Origin of the sequence: Bacillus sp. AFS017336, from assembly GCF_002555445.1 — a bacterium.
GTDB lineage: Bacteria > Bacillota > Bacilli > Bacillales > Bacillaceae_G > Gottfriedia.
Genome location: NZ_NUCO01000006.1, coordinates 22149 through 44829 on the forward strand (window position 1 = coordinate 22149; position 22681 = coordinate 44829).

The window sequence follows — 22681 nt, forward strand, 5'->3', positions numbered from 1 at the left end:
AAAATATTCTTCTAGAAATGCAACGATTTTTCTTAGAATCAGACTATATTTTTATCAAGTATATATACACATTTACATTTTACCGTTATATCGTTTTGTCACGATTATCCAAATATTCCTTAATCATATTTCACTAAAAAACTTTAGATTCATATGTGCTATATTAGCCATTCACAATCATTTCCATAAGTAATAACCCTATATTTATTTTTTAAAAATACACAACTCTAACAAAACAACTCCTACCACTATACTCACTCTTAGTATAAAAATATGGATTGATTAAACTTGTCTTCATCTCAAGAAAACTGGTCTGTTTTATAGACACTACCATTTTTTCATTAAACATAAATATACATAAAAAGGAATTATTATTACTTTTTCAAAAAAAAAGAAACTTCTTTTGATTGAAGTTTCTTTACTATCCTTTTATTCATTTCCAACCTGTAGAATATGATCATGTTGTTTGGAATCTCTTTTTTGAAGCCAAATAAAGTACATTGAAATTAATGTGATCACTCCAAGAATAATTGGTGAAGAAAACAAGAGTATTCCTAAAAAGCACACTGCTAAAAGTAATGAACCGATTTTAAAAAATACAGAATCAAATAATCGAAAACAAGCTAAAACTCCTAGTAAAGCGTTACATAGAAAGAATGCATTAGCAATTGCTACAAGAGTTTGTATACTAAGAAAACCGTTATAATAAAGGATAAATACGATAATGTGAACGCAGAACAAAATAAATAATGAACGAGTTGCTACATTATTTTTATTTTTAAAAGAAAGCCAAGAAGGTAATAAACCATTTTTTGCTTGATCGGTGATTAGTCTTGATACTGCTCCGATTACTAATAGCACTGTACTAATGCAAAGTGCAATTGTAATTGATGAAATAATTGGAGTTGACCAACTTCCAAATAAACTTTGAAGTAACGGTGCTAAAGATTGATCCATACTATCTCCATTTTTAGAGTGAATCCACTGAAAAGCAAATGCGACTGTTAAACTGACAACTGCTATGATAGAAAAACTCAATATTACAGCTCTTGGAATTGTTCGTTCAGGAGTATTTACTTCTAAAGAATAGCTACCGATTACTTCCCACCCAATTAAAGCCCAAAATAATAAAAGTAAACTTTCCCCAAAATTAGAAACAGTAATGGGACTTTCTAAAGTGAAGCTTCCATCAACTGTAAATAATGTGTGAACACTCCCGACTATCAATGTCACAACAATAAAGCTAGACATGAAAAACGCAAATTTACCAATATCAGCTATACTTCTCGTTAAAATGATGTAAACAAAACATACGATTCCTAAAGCTAGCCACTTTTCATTGAAAAAACTTTGATTCGTCAGTAATTGTAAATAATGACCTGCCGTACCTGTAACGGCAATAGGCCCAAAGCAAACTGCTAATAAAAAGAAAATGGCTGAAAGATTTTTTATTTGTGTACCAAATGCACGTTCAACTGCTAATGGCACTCCAGAATCTCCCGGGATCATCAAACTTAATTTACCAAACATTAGTGCAAAAATTAAACTTAATCCAAGCATAATAATCCATGCAAAAATAGCATAATTCCCAGCAGTTTCATACACTGCGGGTGGTAAAATAATAATTCCCGAACCTAAAATAGGTCCAATCATCAATCCGCTGAGCAACAGAAAACCAATTTTTCGATTCCTCATCATTATCCCTCCAAAAGTTATTGAAACAAATTGTAATCTCGTATACTTTAATTATATGAACCGACTTTCAATCGGTAAAATGAATAGTTACGATATAATCCATCGGAAATTTCGATACATTGGAGGTTTATATGGAAATCCGTCATTTAGTAACCTTTAAGTCAATTGTGGATATGGGTGGATTTTCTAGAGCCGCTGTCCATCTCGGATATGCACAATCTACAATTACCGCACATATTCAAGCACTTGAACAAGAATTAGGTGTACCTTTATTTGACCGTATTGGCAAAAAAGTTCAACTGACTGACGTCGGTGAAAATTTTCTAGTTCACGCGATTGAAATGATTCAGCTCTATACGAAAGCAAAAGATGTGTTTCAAATGGAAAATGAAGAAGTAGTAACATTAAAAATTGGTGCACCTGAATCTTTAACGATTTATCGTCTTCCACAAATCATTCAAGCATTTCGATCGCAAAATCCAAAAGTAAATATATTAATGAAATCTGGTTCATGCTGGGAATTACAAGATGAATTACGGAGAGGAGATCTTGATATTGCCTTTTTCCTACAGGCCCCACTAACGGACTCCGATTTATACATGGAAACACTTATCGAAGAACCTCTTGTTATTTTGCTTCCTCCAGAATCTGATACTAGAACACTTTCATCGTTTAAACTAAATACGAATGAAAACATAATCCTCACAGAACAAGGTAGCTATCGCGATTATTTTGAAGCTTTTCTAAGAAGCAAAGGCATCGCAACTAAGTCTGGAATGGAATTTTGGAGTGTGGAGGCAATTAAACAATGTGTAATGTGCGGACTAGGAATTTCGATGCTACCACTCGTAACAGTTCAAAGTGAAATGCAGCAAAACAAACTGAAAATCATAAATTGGGATACAAATTTAGGGAGTGTATCAACAATTATGTCTTGGCATAAAAACAGATGGCAGTCTCGCGCTGCTCGTACGTTTATGGAAGTTGTAAGAGAACAGTCTCCTTTATGGAATCATGTTATTAAATAAAAAGGCTTGCTGAATTTTGAAAAAGGCGAACACTTAGTGAACTTTGTTGATAAAGATGTGAACTTTGTTGATATCGTGGTTATTTTTGTTGATATAATAGTGGTTTTTGTTGATATAGTAACGATAATTGTTGATAAATCGTGCAGACTGAGCCTAGAGGGGGTCGAATCATAGTTTCTCCGTTGACCCCGGTCTATTTTATTGTTAATAACCCTACTTTTCTTATTCATTCGCACTATTTCTTGGTGATTCGCGGTCTTATTTGCAGTTATCCAGATTTTAATTGCAGATTTGATTATTTTATTTGCAGATTTTCCTTTTTTATTTGCAGTTTCACAAATTTAATTGCAGTTTTTGCCTTTTTAATTGCACTTCCACAAGTTTATTAACAGCTTGAGATTTTTTCTTCCGACCGCACTACACTAACACGAATAAAAACAAGCTAGTACCTGACTAGCTTGTTTTATTAAACAGTCTGTCGCTCAACTAATTTTATCGCAATCTCTTCTTGTGTTATTTCAGAATTAATTGCTTGGTTAAATAGTTTCTTTCCGACTTCGCGTAATGGAATTTCGACTGATGTTAATTTCATTACTTTTGCGATTGGTTGATTATCGAAACCGATAATAGCTAAATCTTCTGGAATAGCTATGCCATGTTCATTGCAGCAAGTTTGTATGCCCGCAGCCACTTGGTCACTTGTTACTAACAGAGCTGTTGGCCTATCTTTTAATTTTAACAATGCTTGGACAACTCGTTCACCGTCTTCGAAATAATAACAATTATCAAATACTAAGTCGTTATTTGTTGGCTCATTATATTTAGAATGAAAATCAATATAGGCTGACTCTCTTTGTTTACTATTCATACCTGTTCTACGACCTATGCTATATCCAATTTTCCGATGCCCTTTATCATATAAATATTCTAGCGCGATCATAAAGCAATTGTATTGATCAATAAAAGTTGAAGAAACGCCAGTGTTTCTAGTATCTTCAAACATTACGATTTGACCATATTGCATATACTCTTCAATCGTTTTTATTGAACAAGTTCTTGAACAAATAATAAGTGAATCAATTTGTTTATGCTGTAACATTTCTAATGCTTCAAATTCTCTCTTTTCTTCATAATTTGTTTGAAATAGCACTAGTTTATTATTATTTTTTATCGCCTCATTCGCAATTCCATCAATTAGCAACCCAAAATATGGATGATGCGAGAACGGAATGACGACTCCAATTAGATTTGTTTTTCCCTTGCTTAAATTAACTGCGTTAAGATTTCTTTGATAATTCGTTAACTCAATTGCGTTCAAAACTGCTTTTCTTTTTTCTTCACTAACATAAGGTTCATTATTTAAAACTCGTGAGACTGTTGTAACCGAGACTCCGGCTATCCTTGCAATATCCTTAATATTAGACATATTCTCACCTTTTCTAAACTTTTTCTTGCTCTGAAACTAGTTCCATACTTTACTCTGTTCTCATAACGAAAAGGAGGAACTAGTATGCAAATACTTTTTGGTTTATTTTGCTTAATTTTTATGTGTAGTTCAATTTTATTTTTAGCTTCTATTGCTATCATACAACAAGATAAGAAACGAGTTAAGAAATGGGATTAAATTATCTTAATGTGGTTTTTTTGTATTTAAAGTTTTTCAAAAAATGATAGGGAATTTTCTTATCAGATCTGTATTACATAATACATTTAAAAGATCTAATTTCTAGTGAATACAATTACTTTGCTAAGTAAATGATAATATAGGTTAGTAATTTAAGGAGGTATTATGATGGATACAGAAAGAGCATTAGAAATTGTAGCTGCACCTGGTATGATTAATGTTACTTGCGAAGGAGTACCAGTTTATATTCAACATGTTAATAAAAATGAAGGCACAGCTAGAATTTATCCCCTTGATCAACCACAAAATGATAAAGAAGTATCATTAAGTCACTTAAGAGAACAATAAATGATAATATAGGCCCAAAAATAAACCTCTATTAAGGAGGTTTATTTAATTTTTGAAAAAAATACCAAAAATATAATGATTTTGTCTGATTGCACTTTACCCTTTAGAAATATGAACTCTCTATCGAAGTGACATTACTAATGGCATAAATTCAAACTAGGCTATTTAAACCATACCTTTAGGTATTAAGTAATATGTCTAAATTACTACAAAATTTTCAAAAAAATGAAAAAAAAGTCGAAAAATTCTTTGAATATTTTTATAAGTGTGTTATTATAAAAATCACTTAAGCGACACAGTTATATAACTTTGTAGTTAATTGTCAGAATTTTCTATTTTTTATAGTTAAATTAGAAAACTCTCATCTTAGAAAATTATTAAACTAACAAATATCGTATTAGAGGAGGCTCATATGAATTTATTTCGAAAAAAATCAGCTACAAATAATTCGCCTAGTTCACTTAATCCAGTTCTAGGAGCATTTGATCTTACTATGTTAGGTATTGGTGCTATTATCGGTACAGGTATTTTCGTATTAACTGGTGTAGCAGCAGCCAAATATGCTGGTCCAGCACTTATTATTTCATTTATTATCGCAGGTTTAGCTTGTACATTTGCTGCACTTTGTTATTCTGAATTCGCATCAATGATTCCACAGGCAGGTAGTGCTTATACTTATAGTTATGTTGCTTTTGGTGAAGTCATCGCATGGATATTAGGATGGGACATGGTTCTAGAGTATGGACTAGCATCTTCAGCAGTAGCAAGTGGATGGTCTGGATACTTCCAAAGTTTATTAGGTGGTTTTGGAATACACTTCCCTAAAGCTGTTACAGGTGCATTCGACCCTTCTAAACATACTTATATTGATTTACCGGCAGTAATCATTGTTTTGATTGTAACGTTTATTCTTACTAGAGGTGTTAAAAAGTCTGCAAAACTTAACACGATCATGGTAATTATAAAATTGGCAGTAGTTGCACTTTTTATCGCAGTTGGTGTTTGGTACGTTCAACCGCATAACTGGACTCCATTTATGCCAATGGGATTCCATGGTGTAACAGCTGGAGCTGCAGTAGTAGTATTTGCTTACTTTGGATTTGATGCAATATCAACTGCTGCTGAGGAAGTTAAAAATCCTCAACGTAACTTACCAATCGGTATTATATCTGCTTTAACAATTTGTACAGTCTTATATATTGTCGTTTCATTAATTCTTACTGGTATCGTTCCTTTCAGTCAATTAGGTGTTAGTGACCCTGTTGCTTTTGCACTTACATTTATTCACCAAGATTGGGCTGCTGGTTTCATTTCACTTGGTGCAATCATCGGTATTACAACTGTATTAATCGTAATGATGTTTGGACAAACTCGATTATTCTATGCAATCAGTAAAGATGGTTTATTACCAGGTAAATTATCAAAAGTTAACAAGAAAACTCAAGTTCCTGTAACAAGCACTTGGGTAACTGGCGGACTAGTTGCAATATTTGCTGGCCTTATTCCATTAAGTAAATTAGCTGAATTAACAAATATCGGTACTCTATTCGCTTTCTCTGCTGTTTCTCTTGGTGTTCTAGTTTTAAGAAAAACTCGACCAGAATTAAAGCGTGGATTCAGAACTCCTTGGGTACCTGTAGTACCAGTATTAGCTGTTGTATTCTGTGTATATTTAATGTTACAACTTTCATCATTTACTTGGAAAGGTTTCGCAATCTGGTTAGTAATCGGATTAGTAATTTACGCAGCATACGGTTATAAAAATAGTAAACTAAACGGAAATAGAAAGTTAGATAAAGATTCAAATCAATCTGCATAAATAATGAAATTCCACTATAGATTTCTATAGTGGAATTTTTTTGTTTTCATTAAAACCTTTCTTTTCACGGAGAGGTCTTTTTAACTTTTAGATATTTAGTGTAATAATTTTCGTCAATTTTTCAAAAAAGATTTTAACTCATTTGCGAACTGATTACCATGCGAGAAAAGTAGAGCATGCCTTGTTTACCGCCAAGAACAAATTGATTCATTTTTCTCATCTCTTTCATTAGTTAACATTAAATTAACCGTAGCTTTCTATAGATTCTTATTGAGGTAAACTGACCCTATGCTGAAAAAAATCAAAAATCTCCCTCATTTTGGTTCATCGTTTTTTGGGAGTGAAATTGCGGTTTCGATCACGATGCCATTTTTTATTTTAACAGCGATTGTTCCAATCCACTTATCTGTCGGCTGCATTTGCTCATTACAAGTAAAGTATCGAATATGAATAGCTGACTCTGTATCTTTACTAATGACATGGCAAGCTAGCAAATTACTTAACTTTTTAATCGCTGCTTCTCTTTTCGTACCAATGATTTCTTTCTTGATGAATGACTCATAGTAATTCTTTAATGGAAACATTTCATTTCCTCCCATACTATATTACTGCTATTCATAATTGTTTATAGGGGTTGTTTCGTTTGGCCACATAATTGTCCTTCGAGCAACTGGAATTTCTAGACAATGCTCTAAACACTAAGACTCCATTAAACAGATGTCCACTCTAAGCCTAAACACAAACATTTGTTCGCATTTTGTTTTATACTTATTATACTATAAGTAAAATCAAAAATGAAAAAAAGAGTGCCGTTCCTCCCTCATAATGAATAAATTCGTCTCTAATTATTATATGTTTAAGCAATAATTTTACTTAAAGCAATCCCGCCTCCATAAACTTATATTTAGGCAAATTTCCAACATGCTTATGTAGTTGATGCAGCAATTTTTCCTAAAGTAAAGTAAGTACAGAATCCATATAATTGAACTTTAAAAACTTACTTCATAGGTAAAAGCCTAATTACAATATAGACTAGTTTCATAGTTGGTAAAAAAACATACGATACATTATCCACCTCTCCTAATTGTAATTTTTACAATTGGTTACATGACCCTAAAGGGAGTTTACATCCCTTAATATCGTATGAAGGAGGTCACATGAATGAGTACTGGACATCACCATCTTAACGGTTTTGCTTTGATTGTTGTTTTATTTATCTTATTAATCATTGTTGGAGCAGCTTGCTGGTCAGGATCTGACGGATATGGATATGGACATCACTGGTAATCTTTAAAAACTATAAAACTCCTGTTAAATTTAACAGGAGTTTTTTTTTACAAAAAATAATATGAATACCCAATCACCCATCGGTTAATAATATGTTAGGTTTGGTTTCAATTAATAATTTAGAGGAGGTTACGTATGAATAAACAACGAGCTCAAGAAATTGCGTCTTCACCTGAAATGGCTAATGTTACATACAATGGAGTGCCGATTTATATTCAACATGTTGATGAAACAAATGAAATTGCTAGAATTTATCCGCTCGGCCAACCCGATCGAGAGGAAGAAGTTTCAATCAATAGTTTGTCGGAGCATTAACTTTAACCTATAAACAAAAACAAACCTCCAAATTGGGGTTTGTTTTTGCTTTATCTATAAAAATTACCAGCACAAGCTTTCAATCAAACTGCATTTTAGGCATTCTTGTATCGTATCCTTCTGTTGAAAATCGTGGGCACAATTTGTTTGAATGGTTTTCAGTTCTATTTTTAACTGATTCATACTTTCTTCTAATTGCTTTATTTCTTTTTTGATTTCTTCTACCCTATTCATATAAGGCTCACACCCTTATTGATAGATTTCTCCGCCGTTTTTTCTAAATTCTAATGCTTTTTCTTTCATTCCTTCTTCAATGGTTGATTCATTTTGAAGTTCTTCTTGCTTTACTATATCTCGAATGTCTTGTGAGATTCTCATACTACAGAATTTTGGACCACACATTGAACAAAAATGGGCTGTTTTAGCTCCTTCAGCAGGTAATGTTTCATCGTGGTATTCAATTGCTCTTTCTGGATCAAGAGAAAGATTAAACTGATCACGCCATCTAAATTCAAATCGAGCTTTTGAAAGTGCATCATCTCTTTTTTGTGCACCAGGGTGACCTTTTGCTAAGTCAGCTGCATGTGCTGCTATTTTGTATGTGATTACCCCTACTCTAACATCTTCTTTATTTGGAAGACCTAAATGCTCTTTCGGAGTTACATAGCAAAGCATCGCCGTACCAAACCAACCAATCATTGCTGCACCGATTGCTGACGTTATATGATCATAACCAGGTGCAATATCTGTCGTTAGTGGACCTAATGTGTAAAAAGGTGCTTCCTGACAAATTTCTAGTTGTTTATCCATGTTCTCTTTAATTAAATGCATTGGAACATGTCCCGGGCCTTCAATCATAACTTGAACGTCATGTTTCCAAGCAATTTTTGTTAGCTCTCCAAGTGTTTCTAATTCCGAAAATTGTGCTTCGTCATTTGCATCGGCGATCGAGCCTGGGCGCAAACCATCTCCTAAAGAGAATGTTACGTCATAGCGCTTCATTATTTCACAAATTTCCTCAAAATGCGTATATAAGAAATTCTCTTTATGGTGAGCTAAACACCACTGAGCCAATATAGACCCACCACGAGATACGATTCCTGTCACTCGTTTTGCAGTTAATGGAATGTAACGCAATAGTACTCCAGCGTGAATCGTGAAGTAATCTACTCCTTGTTCGGCTTGCTCGATTAAAGTGTCTCTAAACACTTCCCAGCTTAAGTCTTCTGCAATTCCATTAACCTTTTCAAGTGCTTGATAAATTGGAACTGTCCCTACTGGTACCGGAGAATTTCGGATAATCCATTCACGTGTTGTGTGAATATTTTTTCCGGTTGAAAGATCCATCATCGTATCGGCTCCCCAGCGAGTAGCCCATGTCATTTTTTCTACTTCTTCTTCAATTGAGGAAGTAACTGCTGAGTTACCTATATTGGCGTTTATTTTCACATGAAAATTACGCCCGATAATCATTGGCTCGCTTTCCGGGTGATTAATATTCGATGGAATAACAGCTCTTCCTCTTGCAACTTCATCACGAACAAATTCCGCTGATCTATTTTCTCGAATTGCAATAAACTCCATTTCAGGTGTAATAATACCTTTACGAGCATAATGCAATTGCGTAATATTTCCGTTATCCTTTGCACGCAATGGTTTTCTTTTTAACCCTTTAAAGATTTCAACCTCATGTTTATCTGATTCTTTTTTATATCCATTATCTTCAGGCTTCACTTCACGCCCTACATATTCTTCAACATCATTTCGCTCAATCACCCAGTTTTGTCCGATTGGCTTAAGCCCCTCGCGAATATCAACTGAGCTAGATGAATCTGTGTAAGGTCCACTAGTGTCATATACTCTAACTGGTGCATTTTCTTCTTCGCCAAAAGTACCCGTTGTTGGACTTAATTGAATCTCACGCATCGGTACTTTAATATCAGGTCTAGATCCTTCAACATAAACTTTTTTACTACCAGAAAAACTAGACATGATGGAAAAATTCATTTCATTTACAGAATTGTTCATTGATTTCATTCCCCTTTTTAAATGATTAAAAAAGGACGAAATCCAATCCATTTTAAGCATGAAAAAAGCCGGATCTTATATTTAAGACCCGGCAAAATGTTAGCAAAACTACATTAACGATTAGACATCATTAATGAGAAATTTCTAACTTCCCCACGCTGGTATGAACCAGATCAGGTCCTGAGGGTTAAGAAACTTAAATGCGTTTCTCTCTCAGCCCAACTAATTGGACACCCCTAGTCTAACGATTAAATTGTTCACACTAAATATAAACCCACAAGTTTAAAATGTAAATGCTTTTATTTCCTAAATTTTTACAGAAACGTTCATTTCAAAAAATTATTAGTATTTTTTATACTCGTCTAAATACTTGATTTCATTATGCTTCAAGCCCAATTTATGGTAAATATTTGGACAGGTAAAAAAAATTTTAGTATTGAATATTATTTTTTATATGCTATGCTAAGATTAATTTTCATACAGATTCATCACTAGGGGATCCCTTGATAAGGGCTGAGAATAGAGTAGTTACTTTTAAACCCTTAAAACCTGAACAGGCTAGTACCTGCGTAGGAAAGTGGCGCATTCTCTATTTATTTTGTGTGCAATGTAACCACTTTCTTTTTTTAGGAAAGTGGTTTTTTTTGTTTGAAAAAATTTTGTTAATGAAAGAGGCTGGAGCATGGAACTTATTGCAATTACAGATGATCAGCACTCAATCGAAGTACTTGCTTCCAAAATTATTCAAATAATCGATGTAGTCGACTATGTACATATTCGCGAGAAATCAAAAAAACCGATCGAAATAATATCACTATTAAATCTACTAAAAATGAACAAAGTCGATATGAAGAAAATCGTTTTAAATGATCGTTTAGATATTGCTATTTTCGCAAATCTATCAAATATACACTTACCGGGACATGGCCTTCCTCTTGTTGATGTAAAAGAATATTTTCCTAACTTACGAGTAGGAAAATCAGTCCACACGCTTACTGAAGCAATCCAAGCTGAAAGTGATCAGGCTGATTATGCCCTTTACGGTCATTGTTTTGAAACAAAGTGTAAAGCTGGTCTAACTCCAAATGGGATTGAAATCATACCCGAAATGAAAAAAACTCTGACTATACCAATCTACGCAGTAGGCGGTATATTGCCTGAGCATATCCAAGTTTTAAAGGAGAACAAGATTGATGGCATAGCTGTAATGTCTGGAATCTTCTCTTCTCGAAACCCACTAGATGCTGCGCTGCAATATTTTGAAAGGTGTAAACTGACTTATGAACAAGAGATTTGATGTCGTCGTAATTGGGGGTGGCATTATTGGTTGTTCCATTGCTTATTATCTAGCGAAAGAAAACATTAATGTCGCAGTTTTAGAAGGACATCAAGTTGGTCAAAAAACGACAAAGGCAGCTGCGGGGATGCTCGGTGCCCATTCCGAGTGGGATCAGTCCGAGTCATTTTTTACTTTTGCTAGAAGTAGCCAGCTATCTTATTTTCACCTTCAAGAAGAGTTGAAAGAATTAAGCGGTATTGATATTGAACTTAAAAAAGGTGGCATATTCAAACTAGCTTATACCGACTTAGAAAAAAAACAATTAACACCACTACTCACTCAAACTTCAGCACTTTGGTATAACCATGCGGAGTTAAAAAAACAGATCCCCGGCATCCATCCAAACATAATTGGCGCAGCCTATATTGAGGATGACGTAAATGTATTACCTGTTTCTGTTTGTAATGCATTTTCCAAAAGTGCTCAGATTTTAGGGGCTTCTATTTTCGAATATACTCATGTATTTGGGATTCAAAAAACTGATACACATTATTTACTTAAAACAACAAACGGTGAGTTTGAAGCCAAAAACATTGTAGTTGCAAGTGGCGTTTGGAGTAATACCTTGTTTGCACAGCTAGGGTTAAATCATGAAATTATTCCTGTTAAAGGTGAATGCATTTCCGTAAAAAGCGAAAAAGTAGCATTAAAGCATACTCTTTTTCATGAACAAAACTATATTGTTCCAAGAAATGACGGCCGCCTTGTCATCGGGGCTACGATGGTTGATAACGAATGGGATGAAAACCCTAGCTTAGGTGGCATTGAATCATTAATACAAAGTGCTAAAAAAATGCTTCCCGAAATTGAAGATATGAAAATTGATTCATTTTGGGCGGGACTAAGACCGCGAACACTTGATCATAATCCTTTTATTGGCATGCACCCTGAAGATGATCAAATCCTATTTGCAACCGGCCATTTTCGAAATGGTATATTACTTGCACCAGCAACTGGAAAATTAATTCGGGATATGATTCTTAAAAGGAAAGTTGATAGAGACTGGATTGAGGCGTTTAAAGTTAGTCGTTAATTTAAATGTTTGTGAGGTGTAAAACACTTGGAAATAAGATTAAACGGAAAGAACGTAGAAGTTTCGAGTAAAACTTTTACAATTCAAGATTTACTTAATGAATACCAGCTAGAAAACCGAATCGTTATTGTCGAGGTAAATGAAGAAATTATTTATAAAGAGCAGTATGCTTTAACTCATCTCTTTAATGGGGATCAGGTAGAATTAATACATTTTGTAGGTGGAGGTTAATCATGTTGAAAATAGGAAATCATTCATTTCACTCAAGATTATTATTAGGAACAGGTAAATACCCTTCCTTTGAAGTACAAAAAGAAGCAGTTGAAGTTTCGGAAGCGGAGATCCTTACTTTCGCTGTTAGAAGAATGAATATTTTTGAAGAATCACAGCCTAATTTTCTAGAACAATTAAATCTAGCAAAATATAAATTATTACCAAATACAGCTGGTGCAAAAACTGCTGAAGAGGCTGTTAGAATTGCAAGATTAGCAAAAGCGTCAGGCTTGTGCGATATGATAAAGGTAGAAGTAATTGGTTGTGACAAATCATTATTGCCTGATCCAATTGAAACATTGAAGGCATCAGAAATGCTATTGAATGAAGGATTTATTGTGTTACCTTATACTTCTGATGATGTTGTGTTAGCAAGAAGACTAGAAGAACTTGGTGTCCATGCGATTATGCCAGGAGCATCACCAATTGGTTCTGGAAAAGGAATTATTAATCCATTAAATCTTAAATTTATTATTGAACAATCAAATATACCTGTCATAGTCGATGCTGGAATCGGTTCGCCAAAGGATGCAGCTTATGCAATGGAACTAGGTGCTGATGGAGTTCTTTTGAACACTGCGGTTTCTAACGCGAAGGATCCAGTAAAAATGGCGGTTGCAATGAAGCTTGCTATTGAAGCAGGAAGACTTGGATTTGAAGCTGGAAGAATTGACGAAAAAAATTATGGTGTAGCTAGTAGTCCAATCACAGGGTTGGTGAATTCTTGATAAACCGCTATGCAAAACAAGAATTATTTCTAGGAACAGATCGTCAATTAAACTTACAAAAAGCCAGTGCCATCATTATTGGTGTTGGTGCACTTGGTTCGTCTATTGCAGAAATGCTTGTAAGGGCTGGCATAGGAAATATAACAATTGTTGACCGCGATTATGTTGAATGGAGTAATTTACAAAGGCAATCCCTTTATACAGAGGAGGATGCTAAAAATAAACTACCTAAAGTAATTGCAGCTAAAAATCGACTACAACAGATTAATAGTGAAGTAACAATTAATAGTTTTATAACTGATATTACTAGTCTTAATATTGAAGAACTTATTAAAGATCAAACAATTATTCTAGATGCTACAGATAATTTTGAAACTAGAATGGTTGTTAATGATGCTGCAATTAAGCATGGAATCCCATTTATTTTTGGTGCTTGTGTTGGGAGCTATGGGCTTTCTTTTCCAATTATTCCGGGAAAAACTCCTTGTCTTAACTGTTTATTAAATCATATACCAACATTAAATATGACTTGTGACACAGTCGGAGTCATTAGTCCAATTGTACAAATGATTGCTGCGTACCAAGTCACTTATGCCATGCAATATCTTACAAACTATGAACTTTCACCAATCTTACAATCGATTGATATTTGGAAGCATGAAAAGTCTGATATAAACATCGAAAGATTAAAGAATCATAATTGTCCAACATGTGGTCCGACCAGAAGTTATCCATATTTAAACGACGATCATCAAATGAAGTCATATGTATTATGTGGAAGAGATGCTGTCCAATTGAGTTTATCTTCTACTAATGTTCCGTCACTACGAGATCTTTCTGAAAGATTAATAGGATTAGTAAATGATTTGATTGTAAATCCGTATTTATTAGCATGTACCTTTGAAGATCACCGAATTGTTTTATTTAAAGACGGTCGTGCAATTATTCACGGTACAAAGGAACCAGCTGTTGCGAAAGAGCTCTATCGTAAAATCATTATATAATAGAAGAAATCCATTTCAGAGACTAATAAATTTTAGTTTTATTAGTCTTCAAAATGGATTATTATAATTAATATTTTAAATTACTTAGACTCTTGTCCTGCAGAACCTACTAAAGATAAGCTAGACTCTTCATCAATTGGAAATTCAATAACTGTTCTACCTACATTTACACAGCAACTATCATGGAAGGAATCAAATGCTGAGTTAATATCATCCAACTTGATTCGATCTAAAACTAGATCATCTAGATTAAATTTTCCATCTAAATATAATTTAGAAATGATTGGGAAGTCTCTAAAAGGTTGTGTATCACCGTAAAAACTTCCTTTAAGTACTTTTCCAACGCGATGGAAACCACCAGCTGGTAAGTTAAGAACTTTAGAAGGATTGAAAGCACCAACAACTACTACTGTTCCACCTTTTCTTGTCCCTTTCCAAGCACTTTCAGCTGCATTTGTATTTCCCGTACAATCAATTGCATAGTTAACGCCAAATCCACCAGTTAATTCTTTTAGTTTTTCTTCTGCATTTTCTTCAGCTACATTGACAGTATGTGTTGCTCCAAACTTTTTCGCAATCTCAAGATTAGATTCTTTAACATCACACGCAATAATTTTTGAAGCACCTGCGATTTTAGCTCCTTGAATCGCATTAACGCCTACTCCGCCGATTCCAAATACTGCTACAGATGAACCTGGCTTAACACCAGCAGCATTGACTGCTGCACCGTAGCCTGTTGCAACACCACAACCGATTAATGATGCTTGAGCAAGTGGCATTTCATCGGGAATTTTTACACATGACATTTCAGGAACAACAGTATATTCAGCAAAAGTAGATAATAGAGAGTTATGGTAAACTTTTTCCCCATCACAGCTTAAGCGAGAAGTCCCATCAAGCAATGTACCATCGAACATTGGTCCAAATGCTGATTCACATAAATGAACATCTCCTGTTATACAGAACTCGCAAGTTCCACAATATGGAACCCAGCTTAATGCTACTTTATCACCTGGTTTTACATTTTTTACATTTGGGCCAACAGCTTCTACAATTCCTGCCCCTTCATGTCCAAGAATAGTCGGAATAGGTGTTGTAGTATCATCTAATGCGTTTAGATCACTATGACAAACACCAGTTGCTGCTATTTTAACAAGTACTTCATTTGCTTTAGGCTCAGCTAGTTCAACATCTTTAATAATAAGTGGTTCACCATGTGCGTTCATTACTGCTGCTTTCATTTTCATCTTTATTTCACCCTTTTATTTTAGTAAGCAAACCAAATTGCTTTTGTTTTTGTGTAAGATTGTAATGAATGAATGGCATATTCTTTACCCCAGCCACTTTGTTTCCATCCACCGAATGGACTAGCAAAGTCATAACATCCATATTTATTAACAAACACCATTCCAGCCTCTAATTTTTTAGCTACGCGATTCGCACGTGATACATCATTCGTCCATAAGCCGGCAGCTAAACCATAAATTGTGTCATTTGCCATTTCAACTACTTCTTCTTCTGTATCGAATGGAATAACGCAAAGGACTGGACCAAAAATTTCTTCTTGAGCAATTGTCATTTTATTATGTACATCTGCAAAAATAGTTGGGCGAACGAAATATCCGTTTGCATTTTCGCCAGTCAGATCCCTTTTTCCACCAGCAGCAAGACGAGCACCTTCTTCAATCCCGCTTTTGATGTAGCCTAAAATACTTTCCATATGCGATTCTGAAATTTGAGCACCTTGATTTGATTCCGGATCAAATTGGTCACCTAATTTATAACTATTAGCATAATCTGCTAAACGATTAACTGTTTTTTCATAAATATCACGTTGAACAAATAATCTTGTTGGTGCAGAGCATTTCTCACCTTTGTGAGTAAATAATCCATAGAAAGAACGTTCAATTGCTGCGTCCACATCTGGAGCGTCACTAAAGATAATGTTTGGCGACTTTCCACCAAGCTCAAGTGTAACTGGTTTTAAATTAGAGTCTGCTGAATCGTGAACAAGCTGTTTTCCCACACCTGTACTTCCAGTAAAGGAAACTTTATCAACGCCCATATGACGAGAAATATGTGAACCAATTTTCCCTTTACCTAGTATTAGATTTAGAACGCCCGGAGGTAAAATATTAGCCTCGTCAATAATTTCAAATAGTCTAATAGCTGAAAAAGATGTCGTACTAGACGGCTTTAAGATTACTGTGTTCCCCATTGCAAGAGCAGGAGCAAGCTTCCATGCAGCCATATCAATCGGGAAGTTAAATGGTACAATTTGTCCACAAACACCAATTGGATCTCTTGTTGTTACACTTAAAAAGTCGCCTTCAACTGGGTTATTTTCACCATAGTATTTATCAGTCCAGCCTGCATAATATTCGAACATTTCTAATGCTTCCTGAACGTCGTCATTATATGCTTCTGTGTATAGTTTTCCGTTATCCAATGCTTCTAAAGTAGCTAGTTCTGCTTGATGCTCTTTCATAAGCTCACTAATCTTACGTAGAATTTTTGCTCTTTCTTTACGAGTTACTTTACGCCATGGGCCATGATCAAATGACTCACGAGCTGCCTCAACCGCTTTATCAATATCCTCTTTTGTAGCACCTTGAATTTTTCCGATCACTTTTCCGTTTGCTGGATTAATCGATTCAATTTCTTCATCACTACTGCTATCTACCCATTCACCATTGATATATAGTCTCTTCGTTTCTTGTAACCACTCTTTTGCCCATTCTAATTTTGGTTGTTCGATACCTTCAAAATGTTTTTTATTCTCTACTTTAGTCATTTTCAAGTCCTCCTCCATTTAATAATTCCTTTACGCCGTTCTTACCCTTTTCCTTCATTAATTTCGAAACAAACGAATAACCATGCTTCTCCTTTAATTCAACTACAGAAGGAATTAAACTATTTGCGTACTCTTTACATTTTTCTTTATTAACTTTTATGCCTTCCAAACACTTCTCGTAAAATAGGTTGAGTGCTTTTTCTAGCATCTTTATTGCATCTATAATATTTGCTCCAGCTACACCTTCAAAAATATTTAAATTTAATTCGCCATGCTCTAAAGCTGCCTGTACAACTCTGTCGCAGCCTAAAACTTGGAAGCAGCTTTGGATCAATGTTTCTGGTATTACAGGATTTACTTTTCCTGGGAAGAAAGATGAACCAGCCATTACAGATGGTAGAATAATTTCCGAAAATCCGGCTTCCGGCCCAGAAGATAATAATCTCAAGTCTTTCCCCATTTTGATTAGACATGTTGCAAGTAATGTTAATTGATTTGAAACATTTGCTAGATCATCTATGTTTTGAGCAGCATCAATTAAATTTTCACGCTTTTGAAGCTGAAAACCAGCAACTTTTGAAAGATTATGAATAACCAAATCTTGATACATTGTCGATGCGCCAGTTCCTGTTCCAATTACAGTGCCACCCAAGTTTACTTTCTTCAACTCGATTACACTTTGTTTAAGTAACTGCTGTCTTCTAGATAACATTGCGGCATATCCGCTAATAAAATCACCTAATTGAATTCTTATCGCATCTTGCAAACATGTTCTTGAAATTGTTGTAATTTCTATAAATGAATCGACCATTTTTTCGATTGTAGTTTGAACTTCACTTAATACTAAGTTGAGTTGTTCAAACTCTTTCATAATGGCAAGTCTCATGGCGGTATGACAGACATCAGAAGTAGATTGAGAAGCATTCACATCATCGTTTGGATGAATAGGTGAATACGTTCCTCTCATTCCTTCGTTTAATTCATTCGCTATATTTGCAATGACTTCGTTAATGTTCATATTTGTACCAATTCCTCCACCGCCATGGAGAATATCAACTGGAAATTGGTCAAAATGTCTACCGGAAATTAGTTCATCACAGGCTTGTAAAATAAATGAACCAATGGATTCATCTATTGCACCTGTTTCTATATTTGTAATTGCAGCAGCTTTTTTAACGATTGCAAGTGACTCAATATACTTTGGATACTGGCTTAATGTTTTTCCAGAGAATGAGAGATTTTGTACTGCACGAACTGTTTGAATCCCGTATAAGAACTGATTTGATATTTCTACAGTTCCAAAAGAATCAACTTCTTTTCGTATTTCTTGGTTCTCAATGACACTAATGAAAATCACCACCTTTTATGAAGAGTTTTCTAAACATTTTTAATGAAAACGTTTTAGTAATTTACTATGAAGATGATTTAGATCCTTATTCCAACTTTCCTCGCTGATTCTTTATTGAGGTGATTGTTCAATTATCTAATGTTCGTATTATGAACATTATAGTTCACGATAAGAACTTTAACTAGATTATAAGTCTGAAAAATTAGCTGTGTCAAATAAATAATTAAATTATTGGAAATTTATTTATTATTGTTTTTTTAATTTGCAATTAAGCTATAATGTTTAACATGAAGATAAATAGCGAAGTAAAAAACCAAAAAAGTTCAAAGCAAGACCTTTCATCAGTACAAGCAGTAGATCGCGCACTTTTATTATTAAAGATCGTGGCTGATAGTGAAACTCCAATCTCTATTGGGAATCTAGCTGAAATATCAGACATGAATCGAACAACTGCATGGAGACTTATTGGAACTCTTGAGAACCATGGATTTGTGGAGCGTGACCCCGAGACTAAGGGCTACCAGCTTGGATATGCGGTAAATCACCTTGCGTCTAAAGTTCCGCAATACGGGTCTCTTGTCAGACGCGCAAGTAAAAGTATGGAGAAATTAAAAGAGGAAATTCAGGAAACTGTTCTTTTAAGCGTTCCTAAACAAAATGGAACACTAACAATTGAACAAATTGATCCAGAAAACAGTGTTAGGTTAGTTGTAGATTATGTGAATGCTTTTCTACCTTTACACTGTACTTCAAATGGAAAGATTCTTTTAAGCCAGCTTCCACCAAAAGAATTAGATATATTTTTGGAAAAACCTTTGGAAAAGTTGACTCCTTATACAATTACAAACCCTGAGCAATTACGTAATGAACTTAATAGTGTTCGAGAAAGGGGATTTGGCACTTCGATTTGCGAACTAGATGAAAATGAAAACGGTATTTCTGCACCAGTGTATGACAAAGCTCAAAACCTTGTTGCGTTCATAAGTGTTTGTGGACCAAGTTTTCGTTTTACAGAAGAGAAAATGTTATCATCAATTGATTTATTAATTTCTACTTGTCAACAAGTTACAAATTATCTTGATTAATCATAAAAATTAGCAAGTTAAAATTTCTATGATTGTAATCAAAAGGCATCCGAATGGTTTTATTCAGATGCCTTTTTTATTTGCTTTTAAAACGTTGTGTTTCGTTCAAAACTATTTAAGCATGTTCGTCTAATCTTCTTTAAGATAAAAATAAATACTCGAAAAAAATTTGACAATTTTGTGAATTACACTTTATACTCATCTTATATTTCACATTATGAAAAAAGTTGTTCATATTATGAACTCTATCTCAGGTTCATTCACTTTTTTTCTTTTTATCTGAAAACGCTACCATTACATACTAAAATTTTCATGCTCTTATTTTATTTTTCACTTTTCGATAAAAGAGTTAAAAGTATTTTATGAAAAAACTGTTACACTACTATTACTAAGGGGGAAACGAGATGAACGTAAACCAAACGATAAAAATGGATGATGCGCCACTTAATAAGTTCCACATTAAAATGGCTGGACTTACATTTGGAGCACATTTTAATGATGGTTATATTCTCGGAATCATTGGAACAGCACTGACATTACTTACTCCCCAAATGCATCTTAATGCATTTTGGCTTGGATTAATCGGCAGCTCCGCTTTAATTGGGCTATTCTTAGGAAGTTTAGTTCTAGGATGGGTATCAGATATTATCGGTAGACAAAAAATATTTGTTTTAAGCTTTGTACTCATTACAATCGCTTCATTACTTCAATTTTTTGTAGATAGTCCAATGCAGTTATTTATTCTACGACTATTAATTGGGATCGGAATTGGAGGAGACTATAGCGTTGGTCATACAATGTTAGCAGAGTTCGCACCAAAAAAGCATCGTGGAGTATTACTAGGATCATTTAGTGTTATTTGGACAATTGGTTATGTTGTTTCAACATTCGTTGGACTATGGTTGCAAGCTTTAGGACCAGATGCTTGGCGCTGGATGTTAGCTTCTTCGACAATTCCATCAGTGATCATTTTATTCCTACGAATTGGAACGCCAGAATCACCAAGATGGTTAATTAACAAAGGCCGCATTGATGAAGCAAGAGAAATTGCAAAAAAATATGTTGGTAAAAATATTGTGTTAGATAATGAAACACCATCAAAAGAAGATAGTAGCTTTTCTGTTTTATTTAATAAAAAATATAGAAAAAGAACAGCGTTTAATAGTCTTTTCTTTGCATGTTTAGTAATGCCTTATTTTGCAATCTATACTTTCCTACCAAATATTTTAAGTATTATGGGCTTAAAGGAAGGCTTTGGAACAGATTTCTTATTAAACATAATTTTAATTATCGGAGCAGTTATAGGTATCTGGTTTACAATCATTTTCTCTCGCAGAGGCTTCTTAATCAGTTCTTTCATTATTCTTGTAGTGTCTTTATTCGTATTAAGCGTCTCACCAAGTAGTGCAACAACATTAATGATTATCTGTTTTGCAGTGTTCACATTAATCTTGTCAGCCGTAAGTAATCTTGTAGGAGTTTTCCCAGCTGAAAGTTTCCCTACCGAAGTGAGATCATCAGGGGTCGGACTTTCTACTGCAATTAGCCGACTTGGATCAGCAATCAGTACATTCCTATTACCATTAGGTCTATCACATTTTGGTTTAGGTAATACAATGCTAGCATTAACAGGAGTTTTAGTTGTAGGAACATTAGTATCAATTGCATGGGCACCTGAAACTAAAAACTTGTCACTTAATGATGCTAGTAAAACAGATGATTTAAAAAAGCCAAATAGTAATCTAGTCGACATTAAACCGAATATATTATAAAATTATTAAATATGAAAAAGCAGGAAACTAATCGTTTTCCTGCTTTTTTTCTGTTTACATTATGGTACGTCTACTATAAATGGTACGATAAATACATTTCCATTTTGCTTAAATTGTCCCCAGATTTTATACACTCCCTTTTTGGGAAAACTCGTCATGAATTCCGCATCAGGTCCATTTGATTTCTCGTTCATTGGATGCACGTGCAAGTATGTATTAGTGTCTCCACTAATAGCAACAACATGACCAATTGCACCTAAATAAGGCTGTAAATTAATAATATCTTTTTTTGTTTTAGCGTCTTTAAGCGTAAATGTCATTTTAACTTCATCATTTGTCGTCAATTTATCAAATTTTAAAGTAATCTCTTTTCCATCGATTACTTTTGTTAATAATTTATCTGGAGTTAGGGAAATCGGTTCGCCTTGTTGTCCCGACACTTTTACTAATTTGGTTTTTACGTTTTTATCAGAGCCCTTAGGTATAAAATCTGCAAATAACTTATACTCACCGCCATTTGGAAAGTTCGGTACGACTGTAAATAATCCTTTACCTTTATATTGTGGATGCAAATGGTCAAAAAAAGATAAATCCTTACTTACAACTATTAAATGCATTAATTTTTCATGCTCAAGTTCAAACTGGTCAACTGGTTTTCCATTTAAACTATTTATCTGTATGTTTAAATTTACTTTCTTACCACCCTCGGGAATACCATTAAATGAAAATTGTGCTTGAGTAGAATCCTTCTTTTCTTTTGTATCATGATTCATATTTTGATGGGTTGATCCTGAATGTGTCTTACTTCCACAACCACTTAAACCAAACACAGTAACGAAACTAAGCAACAACAATAAGTATTTCATCTACTTCTCTCCCCAGTATAGTAGTTTTTTCCAAATAAAAAGCGAACCCTTAGTTCGCTTTTTATTTATATCGAGTTCGATAAGACTTTGATTAAACGATATCGTAACCTTGGTCCTCAATAGCTTCTTTTACTTTTTCAACTGTTTCAGAGTTTGAATAGTTGAATGTTACTTCTTTATTTTCTAAACTTACGATTATATTATTTGTACCAGACACACCTTCTACCGCTTTCATAACTGCAGCTTTGCAGTGTCCACATGTCATACCATCTACTTTTAAAATTGTTTCCATTAC

Annotated in this window: 21 protein-coding genes and 2 riboswitches; of the genes, 12 read left to right on the forward strand and 9 right to left on the reverse strand. The window is 34.2% G+C overall.

The features are described from left to right. Nucleotides 1-429 precede the first annotated feature (429 nt). Complete coding sequence (locus CN601_RS02280) at nt 430-1695, reverse strand: APC family permease (protein ID WP_179865408.1); 1266 nt, start codon at nt 1693-1695, stop codon at nt 430-432. A gap of 131 nt (nt 1696-1826) precedes the next feature. Here CN601_RS02280 and CN601_RS02285 point away from each other — a divergent pair, with 131 nt between their 5' ends. Beyond that, complete coding sequence (locus CN601_RS02285; protein ID WP_098169899.1) at nt 1827-2723, forward strand: LysR family transcriptional regulator; 897 nt, start codon at nt 1827-1829, stop codon at nt 2721-2723. A 466-nt stretch (nt 2724-3189) separates the two neighbouring features. On the opposite strand, the gene CN601_RS02290 is transcribed toward CN601_RS02285, so the two are convergent. Then, nucleotides 3190-4149, reverse strand: a complete 960-nt coding sequence (locus CN601_RS02290; RefSeq protein WP_098169900.1) for a LacI family DNA-binding transcriptional regulator — start codon at nt 4147-4149, stop codon at nt 3190-3192. A 366-nt stretch (nt 4150-4515) separates the two neighbouring features. Between CN601_RS02290 and CN601_RS02295 the strand changes: the two genes are divergently transcribed. Both CN601_RS02295 and bcaP read left to right on the forward strand, forming a co-directional pair. After that, nucleotides 4516-4695, forward strand: coding sequence for an H-type small acid-soluble spore protein (locus CN601_RS02295; RefSeq protein ID WP_098120152.1), 180 nt, complete (start codon nt 4516-4518; stop codon nt 4693-4695). Nucleotides 4696-5107: 412 nt separating this feature from the next. Further along, complete coding sequence (gene bcaP / locus CN601_RS02300) at nt 5108-6514, forward strand: branched-chain amino acid transporter BcaP (RefSeq protein ID WP_098120151.1); 1407 nt, start codon at nt 5108-5110, stop codon at nt 6512-6514. A gap of 314 nt (nt 6515-6828) precedes the next feature. Here bcaP and CN601_RS02305 read toward each other — a convergent pair whose 3' ends face one another. Beyond that, on the reverse strand, nt 6829-7098 hold the full coding sequence (locus CN601_RS02305; RefSeq protein WP_098169901.1) for a hypothetical protein: 270 nt from the start codon (nt 7096-7098) through the stop codon (nt 6829-6831). A gap of 577 nt (nt 7099-7675) precedes the next feature. On the opposite strand from CN601_RS02305, the gene CN601_RS02310 reads away from it, so the two are divergent. Together CN601_RS02310 and CN601_RS02315 are read left to right on the forward strand one after the other, a co-directional pair. Further along, on the forward strand, nt 7676-7801 hold the full coding sequence (locus tag CN601_RS02310; RefSeq protein ID WP_098120149.1) for a YjcZ family sporulation protein: 126 nt from the start codon (nt 7676-7678) through the stop codon (nt 7799-7801). A 135-nt stretch (nt 7802-7936) separates the two neighbouring features. Then, nucleotides 7937-8116 carry a small acid-soluble spore protein H gene (locus tag CN601_RS02315; RefSeq protein ID WP_098120148.1) on the forward strand — a complete coding sequence of 60 codons (180 nt, stop codon included), beginning with the start codon at nt 7937-7939 and terminating at the stop codon, nt 8114-8116. Nucleotides 8117-8365: 249 nt separating this feature from the next. Here the strand turns inward: CN601_RS02315 and thiC are convergent, their stop codons facing one another. Further along, on the reverse strand, nt 8366-10144 hold the full coding sequence (thiC, locus tag CN601_RS02320) for a phosphomethylpyrimidine synthase ThiC (RefSeq protein ID WP_098120147.1): 1779 nt from the start codon (nt 10142-10144) through the stop codon (nt 8366-8368). 133 nt (nt 10145-10277) lie between these two features. Beyond that, nucleotides 10278-10392: riboswitch (TPP riboswitch) on the reverse strand. A 235-nt stretch (nt 10393-10627) separates the two neighbouring features. Then, a riboswitch (TPP riboswitch) is annotated at nt 10628-10737 on the forward strand. Nucleotides 10738-10826: 89 nt separating this feature from the next. On the opposite strand from thiC, the gene CN601_RS02325 reads away from it, so the two are divergent. The 5 genes from CN601_RS02325 to CN601_RS02345 are packed head-to-tail and all read left to right on the forward strand — an operon-like array spanning nt 10827 to nt 14521. Then, nucleotides 10827-11441: a thiamine phosphate synthase gene (locus tag CN601_RS02325; RefSeq protein ID WP_098169902.1), complete on the forward strand. Its 615-nt coding sequence runs from the start codon at nt 10827-10829 to the stop codon at nt 11439-11441. Then, nucleotides 11425-12516 (forward strand): glycine oxidase ThiO, encoded by a 1092-nt coding sequence (thiO, locus tag CN601_RS02330; protein WP_098120145.1) that lies wholly within the window; start codon nt 11425-11427, stop codon nt 12514-12516. Before CN601_RS02325 ends, thiO begins: the two co-directional genes overlap by 17 nt. Nucleotides 12517-12543: 27 nt before the next feature. Next, entirely contained in the window at nt 12544-12747 is a 204-nt protein-coding gene (thiS, locus tag CN601_RS02335; protein ID WP_098120144.1) for a sulfur carrier protein ThiS, read from the forward strand. 2 nt (nt 12748-12749) lie between these two features. Further along, nucleotides 12750-13517, forward strand: coding sequence for a thiazole synthase (locus CN601_RS02340; protein WP_098120143.1), 768 nt, complete (start codon nt 12750-12752; stop codon nt 13515-13517). Further along, the gene (locus tag CN601_RS02345; RefSeq protein ID WP_098169903.1) at nt 13514-14521 is read left to right on the forward strand and encodes a ThiF family adenylyltransferase; all 1008 of its coding nucleotides are present in this window, start codon (nt 13514-13516) and stop codon (nt 14519-14521) included. Before CN601_RS02340 ends, CN601_RS02345 begins: the two co-directional genes overlap by 4 nt. 80 nt (nt 14522-14601) lie before the next feature. Here the strand turns inward: CN601_RS02345 and CN601_RS02350 are convergent, their stop codons facing one another. Genes CN601_RS02350 through CN601_RS02360 form a run of 3 tightly spaced genes read right to left on the reverse strand, consistent with a single transcriptional unit; the run spans nt 14602 to nt 18672 of the window. Next, the gene (locus CN601_RS02350; protein ID WP_098169904.1) at nt 14602-15768 is read right to left on the reverse strand and encodes a Zn-dependent alcohol dehydrogenase; all 1167 of its coding nucleotides are present in this window, start codon (nt 15766-15768) and stop codon (nt 14602-14604) included. Between the two features lie 20 nt (nt 15769-15788). Further along, nucleotides 15789-17315: an aldehyde dehydrogenase family protein gene (locus tag CN601_RS02355; RefSeq protein ID WP_098120140.1), complete on the reverse strand. Its 1527-nt coding sequence runs from the start codon at nt 17313-17315 to the stop codon at nt 15789-15791. Beyond that, entirely contained in the window at nt 17308-18672 is a 1365-nt protein-coding gene (locus tag CN601_RS02360; RefSeq protein ID WP_257131590.1) for a lyase family protein, read from the reverse strand. The genes CN601_RS02355 and CN601_RS02360 overlap by 8 nt, the downstream gene beginning before the upstream one ends. A gap of 278 nt (nt 18673-18950) precedes the next feature. On the opposite strand from CN601_RS02360, the gene CN601_RS02365 reads away from it, so the two are divergent. Together CN601_RS02365 and CN601_RS02370 are read left to right on the forward strand one after the other, a co-directional pair. Further along, on the forward strand, nt 18951-19748 hold the full coding sequence (locus CN601_RS02365; protein ID WP_098120139.1) for an IclR family transcriptional regulator: 798 nt from the start codon (nt 18951-18953) through the stop codon (nt 19746-19748). 404 nt (nt 19749-20152) lie between these two features. Further along, the gene (locus tag CN601_RS02370) at nt 20153-21520 is read left to right on the forward strand and encodes an MFS transporter (protein ID WP_098120138.1); all 1368 of its coding nucleotides are present in this window, start codon (nt 20153-20155) and stop codon (nt 21518-21520) included. A 59-nt stretch (nt 21521-21579) separates the two neighbouring features. Here the strand turns inward: CN601_RS02370 and CN601_RS02375 are convergent, their stop codons facing one another. Together CN601_RS02375 and CN601_RS02380 are read right to left on the reverse strand one after the other, a co-directional pair. Next, complete coding sequence (locus CN601_RS02375) at nt 21580-22386, reverse strand: hypothetical protein (protein ID WP_098169905.1); 807 nt, start codon at nt 22384-22386, stop codon at nt 21580-21582. Nucleotides 22387-22477: 91 nt separating this feature from the next. Beyond that, nucleotides 22478-22678, reverse strand: coding sequence for a cation transporter (locus CN601_RS02380; RefSeq protein ID WP_098120136.1), 201 nt, complete (start codon nt 22676-22678; stop codon nt 22478-22480). Nucleotides 22679-22681: the final 3 nt, after the last annotated feature.

Bases quoted from the DNA above. Each gene is read 5' to 3' on its own strand.
- thiO (WP_098120145.1), top strand. From the start codon at position 11,425: ATGAACAAGAGATTTGATGTCGTCGTAATTGGGGGTGGCATTATTGGT.
- thiC (WP_098120147.1), bottom strand. From the start codon at position 10,144: ATGAACAATTCTGTAAATGAAATGAATTTTTCCATCATGTCTAGTTTT.
- CN601_RS02365 (WP_098120139.1), top strand. From the start codon at position 18,951: ATGAAGATAAATAGCGAAGTAAAAAACCAAAAAAGTTCAAAGCAAGAC.
- CN601_RS02285 (WP_098169899.1), top strand. From the start codon at position 1,827: ATGGAAATCCGTCATTTAGTAACCTTTAAGTCAATTGTGGATATGGGT.
- CN601_RS02350 (WP_098169904.1), bottom strand. From the start codon at position 15,768: ATGAAAATGAAAGCAGCAGTAATGAACGCACATGGTGAACCACTTATT.
- bcaP (WP_098120151.1), top strand. From the start codon at position 5,108: ATGAATTTATTTCGAAAAAAATCAGCTACAAATAATTCGCCTAGTTCA.
- CN601_RS02355 (WP_098120140.1), bottom strand. From the start codon at position 17,315: ATGACTAAAGTAGAGAATAAAAAACATTTTGAAGGTATCGAACAACCA.
- CN601_RS02310 (WP_098120149.1), top strand. From the start codon at position 7,676: ATGAGTACTGGACATCACCATCTTAACGGTTTTGCTTTGATTGTTGTT.
- CN601_RS02325 (WP_098169902.1), top strand. From the start codon at position 10,827: ATGGAACTTATTGCAATTACAGATGATCAGCACTCAATCGAAGTACTT.
- CN601_RS02305 (WP_098169901.1), bottom strand. From the start codon at position 7,098: ATGTTTCCATTAAAGAATTACTATGAGTCATTCATCAAGAAAGAAATC.
- CN601_RS02375 (WP_098169905.1), bottom strand. From the start codon at position 22,386: ATGAAATACTTATTGTTGTTGCTTAGTTTCGTTACTGTGTTTGGTTTA.
- CN601_RS02315 (WP_098120148.1), top strand. From the start codon at position 7,937: ATGAATAAACAACGAGCTCAAGAAATTGCGTCTTCACCTGAAATGGCT.
- CN601_RS02280 (WP_179865408.1), bottom strand. From the start codon at position 1,695: ATGAGGAATCGAAAAATTGGTTTTCTGTTGCTCAGCGGATTGATGATT.
- CN601_RS02290 (WP_098169900.1), bottom strand. From the start codon at position 4,149: ATGTCTAATATTAAGGATATTGCAAGGATAGCCGGAGTCTCGGTTACA.
- CN601_RS02295 (WP_098120152.1), top strand. From the start codon at position 4,516: ATGGATACAGAAAGAGCATTAGAAATTGTAGCTGCACCTGGTATGATT.
- CN601_RS02370 (WP_098120138.1), top strand. From the start codon at position 20,153: ATGAACGTAAACCAAACGATAAAAATGGATGATGCGCCACTTAATAAG.
- CN601_RS02380 (WP_098120136.1), bottom strand. From the start codon at position 22,678: ATGGAAACAATTTTAAAAGTAGATGGTATGACATGTGGACACTGCAAA.
- CN601_RS02340 (WP_098120143.1), top strand. From the start codon at position 12,750: ATGTTGAAAATAGGAAATCATTCATTTCACTCAAGATTATTATTAGGA.